18 protein-coding genes are annotated in these 16689 nt (G+C 73.1%); 7 read left to right on the top strand and 11 right to left on the bottom strand.

Features of this window, described 5'->3' with window-relative positions:
* Positions 1 to 143: 143 nt before the first annotated feature.
* Both OG381_RS07265 and OG381_RS07260 read right to left on the bottom strand, forming a co-directional pair.
* On the bottom strand, positions 144 to 971 hold the full coding sequence (locus OG381_RS07265; protein WP_327715282.1) for a class I SAM-dependent methyltransferase: 828 nt from the start codon (positions 969 to 971) through the stop codon (positions 144 to 146).
* Positions 972 to 1059: 88 nt separating this feature from the next.
* Positions 1060 to 1461: a nuclear transport factor 2 family protein gene (locus OG381_RS07260; protein ID WP_327715281.1), complete on the bottom strand. Its 402-nt coding sequence runs from the start codon at positions 1459 to 1461 to the stop codon at positions 1060 to 1062.
* Between the two features lie 97 nt (positions 1462 to 1558).
* Between OG381_RS07260 and OG381_RS07255 the strand changes: the two genes are divergently transcribed.
* The gene (locus OG381_RS07255) at positions 1559 to 2284 is read left to right on the top strand and encodes a class I SAM-dependent methyltransferase (protein WP_327715280.1); all 726 of its coding nucleotides are present in this window, start codon (positions 1559 to 1561) and stop codon (positions 2282 to 2284) included.
* Positions 2285 to 2371: 87 nt separating this feature from the next.
* Here OG381_RS07255 and OG381_RS07250 read toward each other — a convergent pair whose 3' ends face one another.
* Positions 2372 to 4447 carry an ATP-binding protein gene (locus OG381_RS07250; RefSeq protein ID WP_327715279.1) on the bottom strand — a complete coding sequence of 692 codons (2076 nt, stop codon included), beginning with the start codon at positions 4445 to 4447 and terminating at the stop codon, positions 2372 to 2374.
* 107 nt (positions 4448 to 4554) lie between these two features.
* Here OG381_RS07250 and OG381_RS07245 point away from each other — a divergent pair, with 107 nt between their 5' ends.
* Together OG381_RS07245 and OG381_RS07240 are read left to right on the top strand one after the other, a co-directional pair.
* A complete protein-coding gene (locus OG381_RS07245) occupies positions 4555 to 5436 on the top strand; it encodes an MEDS domain-containing protein (RefSeq protein WP_327715278.1) in 882 nt (293 codons plus the stop codon).
* Positions 5433 to 6365, top strand: a complete 933-nt coding sequence (locus OG381_RS07240; protein WP_327715277.1) for a sensor histidine kinase — start codon at positions 5433 to 5435, stop codon at positions 6363 to 6365. Before OG381_RS07245 ends, OG381_RS07240 begins: the two co-directional genes overlap by 4 nt.
* Here the strand turns inward: OG381_RS07240 and OG381_RS07235 are convergent.
* The 3 genes from OG381_RS07235 to OG381_RS07225 all read right to left on the bottom strand — a co-directional run bounded on the left by OG381_RS07235 (position 6301) and on the right by OG381_RS07225 (position 9412).
* A complete protein-coding gene (locus tag OG381_RS07235; protein ID WP_327715276.1) occupies positions 6301 to 7056 on the bottom strand; it encodes a GntR family transcriptional regulator in 756 nt (251 codons plus the stop codon). The two genes, OG381_RS07240 and OG381_RS07235, sit on opposite strands and share 65 nt — an antisense overlap.
* A 121-nt stretch (positions 7057 to 7177) precedes the next feature.
* Complete coding sequence (locus tag OG381_RS07230) at positions 7178 to 8344, bottom strand: serine hydrolase domain-containing protein (protein ID WP_327715275.1); 1167 nt, start codon at positions 8342 to 8344, stop codon at positions 7178 to 7180.
* Positions 8345 to 8443: 99 nt separating this feature from the next.
* On the bottom strand, positions 8444 to 9412 hold the full coding sequence (locus OG381_RS07225) for an acetylxylan esterase (protein ID WP_327715274.1): 969 nt from the start codon (positions 9410 to 9412) through the stop codon (positions 8444 to 8446).
* A 100-nt stretch (positions 9413 to 9512) separates the two neighbouring features.
* Here OG381_RS07225 and OG381_RS07220 point away from each other — a divergent pair, with 100 nt between their 5' ends.
* Entirely contained in the window at positions 9513 to 10871 is a 1359-nt protein-coding gene (locus OG381_RS07220) for an 8-oxoguanine deaminase (protein ID WP_327715273.1), read from the top strand.
* A gap of 31 nt (positions 10872 to 10902) precedes the next feature.
* Here the strand turns inward: OG381_RS07220 and OG381_RS07215 are convergent, their stop codons facing one another.
* The 3 genes from OG381_RS07215 to OG381_RS07205 all read right to left on the bottom strand — a co-directional run bounded on the left by OG381_RS07215 (position 10903) and on the right by OG381_RS07205 (position 12982).
* A complete protein-coding gene (locus tag OG381_RS07215; protein ID WP_327715272.1) occupies positions 10903 to 11490 on the bottom strand; it encodes an Rv1733c family protein in 588 nt (195 codons plus the stop codon).
* A gap of 120 nt (positions 11491 to 11610) precedes the next feature.
* Entirely contained in the window at positions 11611 to 12384 is a 774-nt protein-coding gene (locus OG381_RS07210; protein WP_327715271.1) for a ferredoxin reductase, read from the bottom strand.
* Positions 12377 to 12982, bottom strand: coding sequence for a sulfite oxidase-like oxidoreductase (locus tag OG381_RS07205; RefSeq protein ID WP_327715270.1), 606 nt, complete (start codon positions 12980 to 12982; stop codon positions 12377 to 12379). The genes OG381_RS07210 and OG381_RS07205 overlap by 8 nt, the downstream gene beginning before the upstream one ends.
* 150 nt (positions 12983 to 13132) lie before the next feature.
* Between OG381_RS07205 and OG381_RS07200 the strand changes: the two genes are divergently transcribed.
* Complete coding sequence (locus tag OG381_RS07200; protein WP_327715269.1) at positions 13133 to 14059, top strand: NADP-dependent oxidoreductase; 927 nt, start codon at positions 13133 to 13135, stop codon at positions 14057 to 14059.
* A complete protein-coding gene (locus tag OG381_RS07195) occupies positions 14056 to 14793 on the top strand; it encodes a GNAT family N-acetyltransferase (RefSeq protein ID WP_327715268.1) in 738 nt (245 codons plus the stop codon). The genes OG381_RS07200 and OG381_RS07195 overlap by 4 nt, the downstream gene beginning before the upstream one ends.
* Positions 14794 to 14797: 4 nt before the next feature.
* On the opposite strand, the gene OG381_RS07190 is transcribed toward OG381_RS07195, so the two are convergent.
* Complete coding sequence (locus tag OG381_RS07190) at positions 14798 to 15193, bottom strand: MarR family winged helix-turn-helix transcriptional regulator (RefSeq protein WP_443062027.1); 396 nt, start codon at positions 15191 to 15193, stop codon at positions 14798 to 14800.
* Positions 15194 to 15327: 134 nt separating this feature from the next.
* Here OG381_RS07190 and OG381_RS07185 point away from each other — a divergent pair, with 134 nt between their 5' ends.
* Positions 15328 to 16113, top strand: coding sequence for a putative protein N(5)-glutamine methyltransferase (locus tag OG381_RS07185; RefSeq protein WP_327715266.1), 786 nt, complete (start codon positions 15328 to 15330; stop codon positions 16111 to 16113).
* Here the strand turns inward: OG381_RS07185 and OG381_RS07180 are convergent.
* Positions 16103 to 16480: a DUF5666 domain-containing protein gene (locus tag OG381_RS07180; protein WP_327715265.1), complete on the bottom strand. Its 378-nt coding sequence runs from the start codon at positions 16478 to 16480 to the stop codon at positions 16103 to 16105. The two genes, OG381_RS07185 and OG381_RS07180, sit on opposite strands and share 11 nt — an antisense overlap.
* Positions 16481 to 16689: the final 209 nt, after the last annotated feature.

The raw sequence follows: 16689 nt of genomic DNA, 5'->3' as shown, positions 1-16689 counted from the left end.
AGAGAGCACCTCGGAAACGGCGACGATCGTCGACTGCGAGGTGAGGGGAGAGCCGGTACGACGACCGGCGAACTGAAGGTGAATCGGCACCGGCGCCCAGGACCGGGCGTACACAGGTGCTAACGGGACGGTACCACGGCGGTTCAGCGTGTGGCGAGGAGTCCGTAGAGAAGCGGGATCCGCGGCTCGGGAAGACGCCACCAGCCGGACGGGGTGCGGACCATCTGCGGCCAGCGCGGCCAGGGAAGCTCGTCGCTCTCCCGGAGCCGCCGAATGGCCAGTCCTGCCCCGGTCAACGAGTTGATGACCTCGTCTATTCCGTGCATCCACTCGTAGCTGTCGGTGGCGTCCGCCACGGCCGGCCCGTCGGTGTAGGTGTGCGTCGCGTCACGGTGCACGGCGTCGCCCCCGCCCAGATAGTCGTGCCGGAGCAGCAGCTCGGGCCCCTCGCCCGGGGCGGGTTTCGGTCCCAGCGAGTTGAGCAGCGGATGGAACTCGACGAGGTACAACCGCCCGCCCGGGCGCAGCAGTTGCGCGACGACACCCGCCCACCGCTCCAGGTCGGGTAGGTAGCACAGCGCACCCTTCCCGGTGTACACGACGTCGAACCGCCGCCCGCCGAGCGCCTCGACGGCGTCGTAGACATTGGCCTGTACGTACGCGACGTCCAGCCCCGCCTTCGCCGCGATGTCCCGCGCGGCCGCCACCGACGCCGCCGAGAAGTCCAGGCCGGTGGCCCGGGCCCCGCGCCGGGCGAAGGCGATCGTCTCGGTGCCCAGATGGCACTGGAGGTGGAGCACGTCGCGGCCGCCCAGCTCGCCGAGGTCGTCCCACTCGAACCCGGCGAACCAGCGGGCGGGATCGAGGTCCTGGTCGAGACCGTAGAAGCGGCTGGCGAGGTGGACGGGGGTACGGGCGTCCCAGTTGGCCTGGTTGGCCCGCATGAACCGCGCGTGCTCGTCGGTGCTCATGAGGCCATCCAACCGGAAGGGCCCGCACCCTGAGCCGCATACCAGCCATCGGACCCCCGATGGCGGTTCGCTGACGTATCTCGTGGCGTCAGGAGGCGGAGCTTGCCTCCGCCTCCTTCGCGATCCGCTCGAACTGGGCGCCCATGGCCTCCGCGAGGGCCTGGGCGCCCGACAACGGCCGCACCATGACCGTGAGTTCGTCGATCAGGCCGTCCTCGTTGACGTGGATGAAGTCGCAGCCCGTCAGGGCGCGGTCGCCCACCCGGGCGGCGAACACCAGAGCATGGTCGCGGCCGTCGGCCCCGGTGAGCTCGCGCTCGTAGCGGAAGTCCTCGAAGACCCGGGAGACGCCCCGCAGGATCGCCGCCGTGATCGCCTTGCCGGGGTACGGCTTGAAGACGACCGGGCTGGTGAAGACGACGTCCTCCGCCAGCAGTGCCTCGACGGCGTCGAAGTCCCACGCCTCGACGGCCTCACGGAAAGCGCGCATACGACCTCACTCCATAGTCAATTAGTTGAGTATTCGCGTCCTACGGTATGCCTCGGCCCGCGGCGTGTCCATGGGGGCGCTCCCCTAAGCTGACGCGATGTTCAGCCCAGAAGGCCCGAGCCTCCGCGAACTCGCCGTCCAGGCCCTGTCCTCCGTGGAGCGTGGCTACGACCTCCTCGCCCCGAAGTTCGACCACACGCCCTTCCGGACCCCGGATTCGGTGCTCGACTCCGTCGCGCGGGCGCTGCGGCGGACCGGGCCCTTCGACGCCGGGCTCGACCTGTGCTGCGGCACCGGGGCGGGGGTGGAGGTGCTCGCGCGGGTCTGCCGCGAGAGCGTCACCGGCGTGGACTTCAGTGCCGGCATGCTCGACGTCGCCCGTGAGCGTGAGCGGCCCGCCGGGCCCCGGGTCCACTGGGTCCGAGCGGACGCCCGCGCGCTGCCCTTCCGGCCCGCCTTCGACCTCGTCGTCAGCTTCGGGGCCTTCGGGCACTTCCTGCCGGGGGAGCTGCCGGGACTGTTCGGCCAGGTCCGCTCCGTACTGCGGCCGGGCGGCCGGTTCGCCTTCCCGGTCGTCGCGCCGCCCCGGCCCGGATCGCTCGGCTACTGGATGCTGCTGGGCTTCGACACGGCGATGCGGGTGCGCAACGCGGTGTGGCGACCGCCTTTCGTCATGTACTACCGGGCCTTCCGGCTGGGGGAGGTGCGTGGGGAGCTGGAGCGCACCGGTTTTCGCGTCGAGCTGGTGGCGCTGCCCGAGTTCGGCCGCCGGGGCGACGGAAGCCCGCGCGTCCGCATGGTCGTGGCGCGGCTGCCGTACTGAGGGGCGGAGTCGCTGGGCGGGGCCCGCTGCGCGTCGGCTCGGCCCTCGTCCGCAGGTGAGGAGGCCGTCACCGGTGGCCTCCCCGGGCTAGGAGTCCTCTCCTGTGCCGGCTCCGCCCAGCGCCAGTCCGATCGCCGCCTCCGGCCCCAGCTCCCCGCCCTCGCGCAGCGCTTCGGCGAACCGGGCGTCGCCCAGGGAGGCGCGCAGCCGGCGCTCGTACTCCCGGTGGAAGACGGTGGTGTCGGGTCTGCCCAGCTGCGGCAGCCCCGCCGTGCGCCACAGGCTTCTGCTGACGCCCAGCAGGCGTGCCGCCAGCTCGTCCTCGCCCCGGGCGGCCTGCGCGGCGACCAGCAGGTCGGCGACCGCGGCGGCGCCGAGCCGGTCGTGCACCCGCCACTTCGCGGTCAGCGCCTCCCGGGCCGGACGCAGCGCCTCGTCCGGCCGGCCGAGGCCGATCGCGGCGAGCGAGACGAAGAAGTCACCCCAGGCCCGCATCCACAGCTCGCCCCGCTTCTCGCATTCCTGGCGCAGCCGTCCGGCGACCGAGGCACAGCGCTCGAACGCGGCCTGCCCGGCCAGGAGATACGCCTGCAGGGCGAGCGTCATCAGCTGGAAGAACTCGGCGCCGCCGTCGCCCGCCGGGGCCTGCCGGGTGCTCCCGTACAGCACCGCCGAGCGCGCCGACTCGCCCCGCACCGCCAGGCTCGCCCCGGTCAACGGCAGCGCGGGAACCGGGAGATGGCGTTCCTCGGCCAGCCACACATAGGCGGTGCTCACCGACTCGGCGGCCTCCAGGTCGTCCGGTACGAGCGTGACGAGCCGGTGTGCCCACACGGCGAGGGTGTGTTCGGGCCCGCCGCCCTCGGAGGCACGCCGCAGCGCCCGCTCCAGACAGCCTCGGCCCTCCTCCGCGAACCCGCAGGCGAACCAGAAGTACCAGAGGCTGCCCGTGAGTTCGAGCGCGGTCTCCGGCTCGGGCGCAGCCAGGCACTCCTCGACCGCCAGGCGCAGATTGGCGTGCTCCGCGGTCAGCCGCTCCGCCCACATCCGCTGGCCCGGCCCCAGCCACTCCGCCTCGCCCTGGCGGGCGATCCACCGGAAGTAGTCCCGGTGGCGGCGCCGGACCGCCCCTTCCTCGCCGAGCCCGGCCAGCCACTCGGCGCCGAACGAGCGGACGGTGTCGAGCATCCGGTAGCGTCCCGCCACGCCCTCGCCGTCCCGGGTCACGATCGACTTCTCACTGAGCGAGGCGAGCAGCGCGAGGACGTCCTCGGCACTCAACGGCCCGCCGTGGCACACGAACTCGGCCGCCTCCACGTCCCAGCCGCCGACGAACACCGACAGCCGGGCCCACAGCAGCCGCTCCGGCGGTGTGCACAGCTCATGGCTCCAGCCGATGGCCGTGCGCAGTGTCTGGTGCCGGGCAGGCTGTGACCGGGCGGACGAGACGAGCAGGTCGAAACGTGAGCCCAGCCCTTCCAGCAGCCGGTCGAGCGGCAGGCCCCGCAGCCGTACGGCGGCGAGCTCCAGGGCCAGCGGCATCCCGTCGAGGCGGGCGCAGACCGCCGCCACGTCGGGCCGGTTGGCCTCGGTGAGCGCGAACGACGGCACCGCGGCCGCTGCCCGGGCCGCGAACAGCGCCACCGCGTCGTCCCGTTCGCCCAGCGGCAGCGGAGCCACCGCCAGCAGTTGCTCACCCGGTACACCCAGCGCCTGACGGCTGGTCGCCAGCACCCGCAACTCCGGTACCTGGGAAAGGAGTTCCCGCACGACGCGGGCGCACTCCGCCAGGACGTGCTCGCAGGTGTCCAGGACGAGCAGCAGCGGCGGCCCGGCGAGGTGCTCGCACAGGGCCCCCAGGAGTGGCCGCAGGGTCTGCTCGGTCAGCCGGGTCGCCTGCGCCACGGTGTTCGTGAGCAGGTCCGGATTCCTGAGCTCCGAGAGCTCCACCAGCCAGGTCCCGCCACGGAAGGCCGGCTTCGCGGCGTGTGCGGCGCGCAGCGCGAGCCGGGACTTGCCGACCCCTCCCGGCCCCGTCAGTGTCACCAGCCGCGCTGCCCCCAACAGCCCTGCCATTTCGGCCAGTTCGAGCTTGCGGCCGATGAACTCGTTCGTCTCGGCGGGAAGGTTGCCGGTCCTGCCGCCCTGCACAGAGGCCGCCATCGTCCCCCCTCACCGCAACCCGACGGTAGGTCACCCTAGACCCCTGACGGGGAACCGGAATCCGGCGTAGCGTGGAAGTGGTGACGCCCCGTCGAGGGAGGCGCGCGATGATCCCCGCATCCGCTGTGACGGCTGTGGGCCAGATGCGCCACGGTGACCATCTGCTCCTCGGCTACGACACGGACGAGGAGCGTGAGACCGTCCTCGCCGCGTTCCTGCTCGACGGCCTGGCCAGCGGCCACCGCGGACTGCTCCTGCCGCCGGCCGACATGCCCGCGGGTGTCGCCCTGTCGTTCCTGGAGGCGCACGGCTGCCGGGTCGACGAGGAGGTCGCCGCCGGCCGGCTGTGCGTCGACGCCCATCTCGCCACCCCCGAGGGGCTGTGGGACCTGGACGAGATGATCCGCCGCGAGGCGCGCCGCGCGGTCGGCGACGGTTTCCTGGGGCTGCGGGTGTGCACGGAGATCCTGCGCTCGCAGGCGGGGAAGGGGCTCAAGACGCTCCACGACAGCGAACTCCTCCTCGACCCCGTGTTCGCCGCCCTGCCGGTGCTCGGCATCTGCCAGTACGACAGCCGGGTCTTCGACGAGTCCGAACTGGCCCCGCTCGCCGGGCTCCACCACGGCCTGGTGGGTGCCGACCAGGTGTGGCGCGACGACCTGCTGACCATCACGCGCACCTTCGCACCGCCCGGCCTCGCCCTCGCCGGGGAGGTGGACGACACCAACGTCACCGCTGTCGCACGCGCCCTGCACGCCGAACGGGCCCGCCCCGCCAGCGGCGCCCGCATCCGGCTCGACCTGCACGAACTGCACTTCATCGACGTCGGCGCACTGCGCCTGCTGGTCTTCTCCGCTCTCGCCCTCTCCGCCGTGGACGGCACCCTCGTCCTGGCGGGAGTCGCCCCGCACATCCAGCGGGTGATGCGGGTGACCGGCTGGGACCGCGTACCCGGCCTGCGCTTCGAACCGGACGGAGACACACCATGACCCGCACCCGCTTCGTCCATCAGGCCCTGCGCTACGGCTCGGACACCGAATTCCTCGCGGACACGGCGGGCTTCGTCACCGAGGGCCTCGACGCCGGCGACGCCGTCCTCGCGGTGGTGAGCCCGCACAACATCACGCTGCTCGTCGAAACGCTCGGCGACCGTTCCCGCGGGGTCGAGTTCGTTGACGCCCACGACTGGTACGACTACCCGTCCCGCACCCTGGGTCGCTACCACGCCTACTGCGACCGCCAGGGCACCGGCCGACGGGTGCGCGTCGTCGGCGAACCCGTCTGGGCGGGCCGCGACGCCTTCGAGACCCGGGAGTGGATGCGCTACGAGTCCCTCCTGAACGTCGCCTTCGCCGGTACGGGTCACTGGATTCTCTGCCCGTACGACACCCGCACGCTGCCCTCCGACATCGTCCGCACCGCGGCCCGCACCCACCCCGAACTCACCGACGCAGCAGCCGACTTCACCGACCCCGCCGACTTCGGTGCGGAGTGCGACGCGCTGCGGCCCGCCCGTCTGCCCGCGGGCCCGGACGACCTCCCCTTCGCCCGCGGTGGCTCGGCCGCCGTACGCCGGGGCCTCGCCGCGTACGCCCGTCGCGTCGGCCTGCCGGAGCAGCGGACGTACGACCTGGTGGCGGCGGTGCACGAGAGCGTCGTCAACGCCCTGCGCCACGGCGGCGGACGGGGCGTCGTACGGCTGCGCAGCGACCCCGAGTACGTCATCTGCGAGATCCGGGACGAGGGAGCGCACTCCTCGGCGCCGCGGCCGCCCTTTCCCGGCCATCTGCCGCCCGAGCCGCGCGCCCCGGGCGGCCACGGGATGTGGCTCGTACGGCAGTTGACGGACCTGGTCAGCGCGGATCTGGACCCGTCCGGTTCCGCGGTGCGGCTGTACTTCCGTCGGCCGGTAGCGTGAACTCGTAGACCAGTGCCTCCTGCCGGGCGTCCAGTACGAGGTCGGTGATCTCCAGGGGCCGGGCGTACTGGTCGTGGACGCGGCGGGTGACCCGGACCGAGGGGGTGTCGGCGAGCGGGGTGATGGAGTCGCGGTGGTGCAGGGTAAGGCCCGCCTTGCGCATCCAGTCGTAGGCCCGCCGCAGCTGCGCCGAGGCGTTGCCGTCGGCCCGCCCGCGATACCGGGCCAGCTCCTCGACCTCGGCGAGCGCCACGGCGGAGAAGGAGGTCAGGGCCGTACGCCGGCCCGACTCGTAGCGGTGCACCAGGGTCGGCCGGTGCGGGGCGAGCCCCAGCGCCGCGGCGTGTTCCGGCGGGGGAGTCTCCCAGGTGACGGTCGCCCGGTCGGCCGCACCCGGGCCCGCGCTGTCGGCGCCGACCGGAAAGGCCAGTGTGGACGGAGCCTCGACCGGTGTCGCGGGAAGGGCGGCATGGCTGCCCCGCCGGTCGGTGGCGACCAGGCCGTCGCGGCGCAGCACCTGGAGCGCCTGCCGGACGGTCTCCCTGCTGACCCCGAAGTGCTCGGCCAGCTTCCGCTCGCCCGGCAGCCGTTCACCGGGTGGGACGGTGCCGTCGCGCAGCTCGTCGAGCAACTGTGTGGCGATCCTCCAGTACAGGGGCTGGTCCTCGTGCGGGGTGGTGGTGCGGGCCATGCCGCGCCTCCTGTCGGTGACGTGCCGTAGCCGTGCGGGCTCATTGCGCCACCAGATCTAGCATTGGTCTAAACCACAAGGGAAGGGCGGCCCGTGGGATCGACCGAAACCGGCCCACCCGTCACAGGGCCCCGTAGAGGGCCTCGATCAGCGCCATCTTCCGCGGATCGTCGGCGATATGGGGCCCCATCCGGTTCATGACGTAACCGAGGGACACCTCCGCCTCGGGGTCGGCCAGCCCGCAGGAACCGCCGAATCCGTCGTGCCCGAAGGCCCGCGGATTGGGTCCGTACGACGCGTTCGCCCCGCTGAGCCACAGTCCCAGGCCGATCTCGGTCTCGCTCTCGAAACCGGCGCCCAGCACCAGGTCCCGGCAGCTGCCCTGCCCCTCGCGCACCCGCTCGGCGGCCTCCGGCGACAGGACGCGGCGGCCGTCGTACGTCCCCCGCCCCGCGAAGACGCCGTACAGCTGGGACACGGCACGGGCGGTCCCGTGGCCGTTGGCGGCGGGGATCTCGGCGGCCCGCCACCCGGGTGTGTTCGCCTCGGTCGCACCCGCCAACGGGTTGGCCAGCGCGGCCAGCGCGAGGGGCGTCAACTGGCTGAAGATCGCGGCCTGTTCACTGCTCGACGCGGCCGGCGGATGGACCAGCTCGGCCGCGCGCCCGTACTCCCTCTCCGGCAGCCCCACGGTGAAGTCGATGCCGAGCGGCCCGGTCACCTCCCGCTCCAGGAAGGCCCCCGGAAGCAGCCCCGACACCCGCCGCACCACCTCGCCGACCAGGAAGCCGTACGTCAGTGCGTGGTACCCGGACCGCGAGCCCGGCTCCCACCAGGGCTGCGTCCCCGCGAGCCGCCGCGTCGTGAACTCCCAGTCGTAGAGCTGCTCCAGCGAGTGCGGCTCCCGCGGTCCGGACAGCCCGGCCCGGTGCGACAGCAGATGCCGTACGAGCACCTTCTCCTTGCCCGCCGCGGCGAACTCGGGCCAGTACACGGCCACCGGCGCGTCGAGGTCCAGCAGCCCACGGTCGGCGAGGATGTGTGCGCACAGGGCCACCGGCCCCTTCGAGGTCGACCACACATTGACCAGCGTGTCCCGTTCCCACGCCCGGGTGCGCGCGGCGTCCGCCCAACCGCCCCACAGATCCACCACGGTCCGCCCGCCGACCGTGACGGCCACCGCCGCCCCGAGCTCGCCCCGCTCCCGGAAGTTCTCCTCGAACGCGACACGCACCGCCGCGAAACGCTCGTCGCAGTGCCCCTGAACGCGGGCTCCGTGCTCGGACATGGCTGGCCTCCGTCGTCCGCCGAAAGCCCGGACCGCGACACTGCGGTCCGGGCCCGATGAACGTACCGACTGGTCGGACTGGAGGGAAGACCCGGTTCCTCAGACGCGCGAGCGCAGCCAGTGCAGCTTGACGGCCTGCTGGTAGGGGCCGCCGCCCTCGTGGTCGTTGAAGTCGTAGACCTCGATCTCCTTGTCGTCGTGCGCCCAGGAGTTGAACGCGGCGAAGACCGTCGAGGGCGGGCAGGTCTGATCCTCCAGGGCCGTGGAGAAGAGGGCCGGGGCACGGCCGCGGGCGGCGAAGTGGACACCGTCGAAGTAGGACAGGGTGCGCAGCGCGTCCTCGGTGCGGCCGCGGTGGGTCTTGAGGAACAGGCCGATCTCGCGGTACGGGTGACGGTCCGTCAACTTCGCCGCGCGGGGGAAGTCGCACAGGAACGGCACGTCCGGCGCGACGGCGACCAGGTCCGGGACCAGACCGCCCACGGCGATCGTGATGCCGCCGCCCTGGCTCGTGCCGTGCACGACCGTGCGGGAGGCGTCGGTCGCGGGATGCGAACGGGCCGCCTCGACGGCGCGCACCCCGTCCGTGAACACCCGGCGGTAGTAGTAGTTCTCGGGTGCGTCGATGCCACGCGTCATGAAACCGGGGTACGCGGGCGCCCCGCCTATGGGATCCGCCGTGCCGCCGCCCCCGCCCCACGCGCTGCCCTGGCCGCGGGTGTCCATCACGAAGTGCGCCCGGCCCGTGGACGCCCACAGCAGATGCTCGTGCGGCAGCCCGCGCCCGCCTCCGTACCCGATGAACTCCACGATCAGCGGGAGCGGTTCGGTGGCCCCGGCGGGCAGTGTCAGCCAGCCCTTCACCGGGTGCCCGCCGAACCCCGCGAACGTCACGTCGTACACCTCGACCGTGGTCAGACCGGTGTCGACGAGTTCGAAACGGGCGTCCAGGTCGTGCTCGCGGGCCTCCCGGAGGGTCTTGGTCCAGAACGCGTCGAAGTCCTCGGGCTCGACGGACGCGCTGCGGTACTCGTGGAGCTCGTCGAGGGGGAGGTCGAACAGGGCCATGCAGGACCGCCTTTGAAGAGGGCCAGTGATGATCACACCGTACGTGTGAGGTCCGACGACTCGCCAGGCCTTCGGTCAGGTACCTGTCTACGATGACGCCATGACGTCAGCCGTTGATCTGCTGGTCAAGGACGCCGGACTGCTGGTCGTGGACGGGGATCGGGAGATCCCCGGCGGCTGGGTGGCCGTCACCAATGGTCGGGTCACCGCCGTGGGCGCCCCCGGAAGCGAACCCGGGGCCTCGACCACGCTCTCCGCGGCGGGACGGCTCGTCACCCCGGGTCTGGTCAACACGCACCACCACCTCTACCAGAACCTCACCCGCTCCTACGCGCCCGCCGTGAACGGCACCCTCTTCGACTGGCTGACCACGCTCTACCCGCTGTGGGCCGCCCTCGACGAGGAGGCCGCGTACGTCTCGGCCTACGTGGGCATGGCCGAACTGCTCATGGGCGGCTGCACGACCTCCTCGGACCATCTCTACGTCCACCCGCGGCCACGCCTGGTGGACGCCGAGATCAGTGCCGCCCGCGACATCGGCTTCCGCTTCCACGCGACGCGCGGCTCGATGACCCGGTCCGTCGAGGACGGGGGACTGCCGCCGAGGAGCGTCACCCAGAGCACGGACGAGGTGCTCGCCGACAGCGAGCGGCTGATCAGGGCCCACCACGACCCGGCACCGGGCGCCCTGATCCGCGTCGCGCTCGCCCCCTGCTCGCCGTTCTCGGTCACCAAGGACGTCATGACGGCCACGGCCGAACTCGCCGAGCGCCACGACGTACGCCTCCACACCCACCTGGCCGAGGACCACGACGAGGACACGTACTGCCTGGAGACCTACGGCTGCCGGCCCGTGGAGTACTTCGAGGACTGCGGCTGGATGAGCGACCGGACCTGGGTCGCCCACTGCATCCACCCGAACGACGACGAAATGCGCCGCCTCGCGGCCGCGGGCGTCGGCGTGGCGCACTGCCCCAGCTCCAACATGCTGATCGGCGGCGGCACGGCCCGGGTGCGGGAGATGGGCGAACTCGGCCTGCCCGTCGGCATCGGCTGCGACGGCTCGGCCTCCACGGACCACGCCTCCCTCTGGATGGAGACGCGGAACGCCCTGCTGCTCGGCCGCTACCGCGGCGGCCCCGGTGCGATGACCGCGCGGGACGCCCTCGACATGGCCACCCACGGCTCGGCCCGCTGCCTCGGCCGCGACGAGGAGATCGGCCAGCTGCGCCCCGGCGCCTGCGCCGACCTCGTCGTCTGGGACCTCCACGAGGTCGCCCTCGCGGGCGCGCTCAGCGACCCGGTGGAGGCCTGGCTGCGCTGCGGACCGGCCCGGGCGTGGACGACGATGGTCGGCGGGCGGGTCCTCGTCGACCGCGGGGAACCCGTGCTGCCGGGGCTGGCGGGGGCGTTGCGGGACCACGGGCGGATCGCCCGGCGGACGCAGGGGACGGGCTGAGGCGGGAGGGTCGGCCGCTCGCGGGGGCGGTTCACGCCCACCGCCACCGCGACCACTCCGGCTCGGTGCGCGCCCACTCCTCCTCCCACTCCGCCAGCCGGTGCCGTGTGGCCACATGCCGTACGGCGGCACGGCCCAGGAGAATCAGAGCGGCCGAGCCGCCCGCGGCGCAGGCGCCCATGGTGAGGGTGTACTGCCAGACGGAGAAGCCGTCCGGGGGCGGCTTGACGTTACGGCCCCGGGAGTCGAACCACACCTCGACCACGTCACCGTCGCGTGTGCCGCCCGGGACCCGCGCCGTGGCGGTCCGCTCGTTCCCGTCCGGTTCCGTCCAGCGGACCGTCGTGAGATACGTGTGCTGCCGGGCGCCCTGCAACGTCGGCGGCGACCCGGGATCCACGCCGACCACCTCGGCCCGCACGCTGTGCCGCTCGGCACGCTGGGAGGCCGCCGTCTGCTGCGCCTCGGAACGGGCCCACCCGGCCGCCACCACCCCGGCGAGCGGCGCGGCCACGAGCAGCAGCACGGCGAAGAGCAGCGCCGTCCACGCCTCGACCACGTCCGACCGGCGCCGCAGCGGATTGTGCCGCCACCGCCAGCCGCGCACCCGGGTTCGCATGTCGACCTCCGCACCGCGTACGCCTGCGAGTGCCCGCACAGACCCAGTACCCGCTCACAGCCCCGCTGCACAGGAGTGCCCGGCCGTCTTGCCCGTGAAACGGAGCGATGGCGGGGACGATCAGCCGAACCGTTCGATCCGGATCCGCTCCACCGGCTGTCCCGCCGCGACCAGCAAGCGCGACGCGTGCTCCGCGAAGGCATTGGAGCCGCACACATAGGCCTCCCACCCACCGGGAGGCTGCTCGGCCAGGAGCGGCGCCACATGTGCGGCCGCCATACGCCCCACCGGTGCCCCCTGCGGGGCCCTGCGGGTGAAGACGGGCGTCGTCTCGGCGCCGAACTCGCCCGCGTAGATGAGCTCCTCGGGGCTGCGCGCCGACACCAGCAGCCGCAGCGGTACGGACAGGCCCTGTGCCCGGTGGTGCCGCACCATCGACATCAGCGGGACGACCCCGGAGCCGGCGCCGATCAGCAGCGCGGGCCGGTCGCCGGGCCAGGCGAAGAAGCCGCTCAGGGGGCCGCGTACCTCGACCTCGTCACCGGGCTGGGCGACCGTGTGGAACCAGCCCGACACCTCGCCGCCCTCGACATGGTCCAGGGTCAGCTCGATGTGCCCCGCGTCGTCGGGCGCGGACGCGATCGAGTAGTGGCGCTGGGCCACATAGCCGTCCTCGGCGGTGAGCCGCAGCATCAGATGCTGGCCGGGCAGATGTCCCGCCCAGGCGGGCACCGCGAACCGGTAGGTGGCGGCGTGCGGAGTCTCCCGGCGGATCTCGGTGAGCGTGGCGGTCTGCCACAGCGCGGCGGCCCGGTTGCTGACGGCGATGCGGCCGGGCACGGCGAACCGCGTCGGGGGCGTGAAGGACGGCGCTTCCACGGCTTGCTCAGTCACCGGAGTACCTTTGCTCCTCCCACGGGTTGCCCCGCGCGTGATAGCCGTTCTGCTCCCAGAACCCCGGCTCGTCCTGATCCAGGAGCCGCAGGCCCGCGATCCACTTGGCGCTCTTCCAGAAGTACAGGTGCGGCACGAGCAGCCGCGCCGGCCCGCCGTGCTCGGGGGACAGCGGCTTCCCGTCGAACTCCCACGCGATCCACGCCTTGCCGCCGGTCACGTCGGCCAGCGGCAGGTTGGTGGTGTAGCCGGTGTGGGAGTAGGCGACGACATGGGTGGCGGACCCATGGGGACGGACCACATCGAGGAAGGCGTCCAGCGAGACGCCCCCGAACCGCACCCCGAACTTCGACCAGCTCGTCACACAGTGGATGTCACCCTCGTACACCGAACCCGGCAGCGCGTGCGCCTCGTCCCAGTCCCAGGTGTGCGGTTCCTCGACCAGCCCGTCGACGCGGAAGGTCCACTCGGCCGGCGACAGCTCCGGCGTGACCTCCGCGGACAGCACGGGCCAGTCGTCGCCCGCGTCGTACTGGCCGGGAGGCAGCCCGGCGTTGTGGGCGCGGGGGCGCCCGGTGAAGCCTCGGGTGACGTTCATGGTTCAACCGTACGCTGTGGTCGGCGGTGCTCCGTCCCTGGTCAGGACCGCGATCATTGCGGCCGTATGAACACTCCGCCGCCCGGGGAATAGCTGTTCGCCGATCTTCCTTCCGACTGGTGCCCGGCGCGAGCGAAGGAGAGTGGAGCCATGCCCAAGGCGTACGTGTTCACGCGGTACGGCGGTCCGGAGACCGAGGCACTCGTCGAGGTCGAGCGGCCCGTGCCCGGACCCGGACAGCTGCTGGTCGCCGTGCGTGTCGCGGGCGTGAATCCGGTCGACTGGAAGCTGCGGACCGGATACCGCCGGCCCACCGACACCGGCGAGCGCGTGTTCCCCGCGGTCCTCGGCAGCGAGGTCTCCGGTGTCGTCGAGGCGGTCGGGGACGGCGTCGACGGGTTCGCCGCCGGGGACGAGGTCTTCGGCGACGCGCTGACAGGCGGCTACGCCGAGTACGCCCTGCTCCCGGTCGCGGTGGCCGCGCACAAGCCGGCCGGGCTGGCCTTCGCCGACGCGGCGACCCTGCCCGTGGCCGCCGCGACGGCGTACGACGGGGTGCGCCAGCTGGACCTGCCCGCGGGGGCGACCCTGCTGGTCACCGGCGCGGGCGGCGGAGTCGGTGCTGCGGCCGTGCAGATCGCCCGGGCGCTCGGAATCCGCGTGGTGGGGGTCGCGAGCGCGGGCAAGAAGGACTTCGTCGAGTCGCTGGGCGCCGTCCACGTCCCGTCGGGACCGGACTGGTCCGACCGGGCGCGCGCGGCGGCACCGGACGGCGTCGACGGGGTCTACGACCTCGTCGGCGGCGAGGTGCTGACCGAGGCGGCGACGCTGCTGACGGACCGGACGAAGCTGATCACCGCGGGGGCGTCGGAGCAGGACGTGGAGCGGCTGGGCGGCGCCAGGGTGATCCGGGCCCGTACCTCCGCCGTGCTGGACGCCGTGGCGCGGTTGGTGGTGAAGGGCGAGCTGGACCCGCATGTCGTGCGGCGGTTCCCGCTCGCCGAGGCCGGCGAGGCGTTGCGCACCGTCGAGGACGGTCATGCGCGCGGCAAGGTCGTGATCGAGGTGGCCGGATGAGCCACGGCACGCCACAGACGGGCACGCCCCGCCCCGGCATACCCCACATCCTCGACAACCCCGCCCTCGCCTCCCTGACGGGGCCGCACGCCCACTTCGCCGAGCGCCGCGGACGCGTCGTGCGCTACCCGCTGGACGTCTCGCCCTGGCTCGCCCTGCCGGACGAGCCGGACGCCGACGACTGGGCCGACCTCGCGGCTCTCGCGGGTCCCGGCGCCGAGGTCCCGCTGCCCGGCTACCGGGGCGAGGTGCCGGACGGCTGGGAGATCACGGCCCGCATCGACGGCGTACAGCTCGTCGACGACGGGGTGGCCGCCGCACCGGAACCGGAGGCCGTACGCCTCGGCCCCGCCGACGTGCCCGAGATCCTCGACCTGGTCGAGCGCACCCGGCCAGGCCCCTTCCTGCCGCGCACCATCGAGATGGGCACCTACCTGGGCATACGCCGGGACGGGGCCCTGGTCGCCATGGCGGGGGAGCGGCTCCACCCGCCCGGGTGGACCGAGATCAGCGCGGTCTGCACCGACCCCGCCTTCCGCGGCGAGGGCCTGGCGACCCGGCTGATCCACGCCGTCGCGTACGGCATCAGGGAGCGCGGTGAGACGCCGTTCCTGCACACGGCCGCCGGGAACACCGGTGCGATCCGGCTGTACGAGTCCCTGGGCTTCCGGCTCCGTCGCAGGACCGCGTTCGCCGCGGCACGGGCGCCGGAACGGCTGGTGGCCGTGTCCTAGGCGCTCAGCTCTCCTGCGGGCCCGGCCAGGCGTTGTAGCGCACGAGGTAGTCGGCGAACCGCGCGAGATCCTCCTCCGGCCAGTTCGCGAGCCGCTCCCGGAAGGCGGCCCGGCGGCTCACGGTGACCTGGGCGAGGATCTGCCGGCCGGTCTCCGTCAGATGCAGCACCTGCACACGGTGGTCCTCCGGGTCCTGGCGCCGCTCGACGAGCGCGGCGCGTTCCAGCGCGGCCACCTGGCGGCTGACGGTGGACTTGTCGAGGGCGTAGTGCGCGGCGAGGTCGGTGGCGCGGCAGCCGTCGCGCTCCTCCAGGTGCCCGAGCAGCGTGTACGAGACCAGCGACAGCTCGGGGTGCATACGGCCCGCCGACGCCCGGGCCCGCCGGGCGAAGATCGTCATCTCGCGCTGGATGCTCTCGACGGCCTCGGTTGCGTCCACGAAACCTCCTCCACGACTCTCGTTGCATAGTACAACTTGGGCGAGTCGGGTATGCCGACCAGGGGAGGCCGTGGGCGGGTAGGGTTGCTGCCTCCATGACTGCCACTTCCGCCTCCTCGCGCGCCTCCGTCGTGACGGCACTGCGCGCCGCGGGCTGCGTCTTCGCCGAGGACGAGGCCCAGTTGATCCTCGCCGCCGCCCGCACCCCGGACGAACTCACGGCGATGGTGGACCGCCGCGCCGGCGGCGCCCCCCTCGAACTCGTCGTCGGATGGGCCGAGTTCCGCGGGCTGCGCATCGTCGTGGAACCCGGGGTCTTCGTGCCCCGCCGCCGCACCGAGTTCCTGGTTGAACAGGCCCTCGCCCACGCCCCGGACGCCTCCGTCGTCGTGGACCTGTGCTGCGGCTCGGGCGCGGTGGGAGCGGCCCTCGCCGACGCGCTCGGCGGTGCCGAACTGCACGCCGCCGACATCGACCCGGCCGCGGTGCGCTGCGCGGGGCGCAACATCGCCCCCTTCGGCGGCCACGTCCACGCGGGCGACCTCTACGAGGCGCTGTCCGGGCGACTGCGCGGCCGCGTCGGCATCCTCGCGGCGAACGTGCCGTACGTCCCCACCGACGAGGTCGCGTTCCTGCCCGCGGAGGCGCGCGAGCACGAACCGCTGGTCGCCCTGGACGGGGGGAGCGACGGGCTGGACGTGCTGCGCAGGGTCGCCGCCGGGGCACCCGAGTGGCTTGCGCCCGGCGGCTGTCTGCTCGTCGAGACGAGCGAACGGCAGGCGCCCACGGCCGTCGACGCCTTCACCCGCGCGGGACTGACATCGCGGGTGGTCGTCTCCGAGGAGTGGTACGCCAACGTCGTGATCGGCGTCAGGTCGTAGCGCCACCGGAGGGGCTCGGCTCGGCCCACCCGCGGTGTCCGTGGCCCGGGAGCCCGTCGCGCCGGCTCTCGGGACCCTTGCGCTCCCAGGTGCCCGCCACGGCATGGGAAGCCGTCCGGGTGCCGCCGTCGGACCGGGTACCGGTCACGTGGACCGTCTCGTCCTGCTTCAGGTCGTCGGCCCCGGAATTCTTGGTGCCCTCACGCAGGACGGTCGTGTCCGCGTTCACGGTCCACGTCCACCGGGCCCCGTCCTCGCTCTTGACGGTCACCCGGTCGCCGTCCACCTTCTCGACGGTGCCGCGCTGCCACACCCGGACGACGCACTCGCCGGTGTCCCGGTCCTTGACGGTCGCCTCGCCGTGCACGGCCTCGCCGCCGGCGCCGAACCTCCAGCCAGGCCCGTGACCCGCGTCGCCGACGGTCTCGTAGCGGAGTGTGTTCGCCCGGCCCGACGAGTACCTCGGGCGGTGTCGCTTCCTGATCCGGATCGTGCGTCATGCCTCGCTCCCACCCGGCGTCCCGATGCCACGTCTTGCTGAGATGGTGCGGGGCGGCCGATAAGGGGCGGGTAACG

The organism is Streptomyces sp. NBC_00490, assembly GCF_036013645.1.
GTDB classification, from domain to species: Bacteria; Actinomycetota; Actinomycetes; order Streptomycetales; family Streptomycetaceae; genus Streptomyces; species Streptomyces canus_F.
Note: the sequence above shows the minus strand (reverse complement) of the source record. Positions and strands in the feature narration are given on the sequence as shown.

Coding starts and splice junctions, on each gene's coding strand:
- OG381_RS07265 (WP_327715282.1), bottom strand. CDS start 971: ATGAGCACCGACGAGCACGCGCGGTTCATGCGGGCCAACCAGGCCAAC.
- OG381_RS07260 (WP_327715281.1), bottom strand. CDS start 1,461: ATGCGCGCTTTCCGTGAGGCCGTCGAGGCGTGGGACTTCGACGCCGTC.
- OG381_RS07255 (WP_327715280.1), top strand. CDS start 1,559: ATGTTCAGCCCAGAAGGCCCGAGCCTCCGCGAACTCGCCGTCCAGGCC.
- OG381_RS07250 (WP_327715279.1), bottom strand. CDS start 4,447: ATGGCGGCCTCTGTGCAGGGCGGCAGGACCGGCAACCTTCCCGCCGAG.
- OG381_RS07245 (WP_327715278.1), top strand. CDS start 4,555: ATGATCCCCGCATCCGCTGTGACGGCTGTGGGCCAGATGCGCCACGGT.
- OG381_RS07240 (WP_327715277.1), top strand. CDS start 5,433: ATGACCCGCACCCGCTTCGTCCATCAGGCCCTGCGCTACGGCTCGGAC.
- OG381_RS07235 (WP_327715276.1), bottom strand. CDS start 7,056: ATGGCCCGCACCACCACCCCGCACGAGGACCAGCCCCTGTACTGGAGG.
- OG381_RS07230 (WP_327715275.1), bottom strand. CDS start 8,344: ATGTCCGAGCACGGAGCCCGCGTTCAGGGGCACTGCGACGAGCGTTTC.
- OG381_RS07225 (WP_327715274.1), bottom strand. CDS start 9,412: ATGGCCCTGTTCGACCTCCCCCTCGACGAGCTCCACGAGTACCGCAGC.
- OG381_RS07220 (WP_327715273.1), top strand. CDS start 9,513: ATGACGTCAGCCGTTGATCTGCTGGTCAAGGACGCCGGACTGCTGGTC.
- OG381_RS07215 (WP_327715272.1), bottom strand. CDS start 11,490: ATGCGAACCCGGGTGCGCGGCTGGCGGTGGCGGCACAATCCGCTGCGG.
- OG381_RS07205 (WP_327715270.1), bottom strand. CDS start 12,982: ATGAACGTCACCCGAGGCTTCACCGGGCGCCCCCGCGCCCACAACGCC.
- OG381_RS07200 (WP_327715269.1), top strand. CDS start 13,133: ATGCCCAAGGCGTACGTGTTCACGCGGTACGGCGGTCCGGAGACCGAG.
- OG381_RS07195 (WP_327715268.1), top strand. CDS start 14,056: ATGAGCCACGGCACGCCACAGACGGGCACGCCCCGCCCCGGCATACCC.
- OG381_RS07190 (WP_443062027.1), bottom strand. CDS start 15,193: ATGACGATCTTCGCCCGGCGGGCCCGGGCGTCGGCGGGCCGTATGCAC.
- OG381_RS07185 (WP_327715266.1), top strand. CDS start 15,328: ATGACTGCCACTTCCGCCTCCTCGCGCGCCTCCGTCGTGACGGCACTG.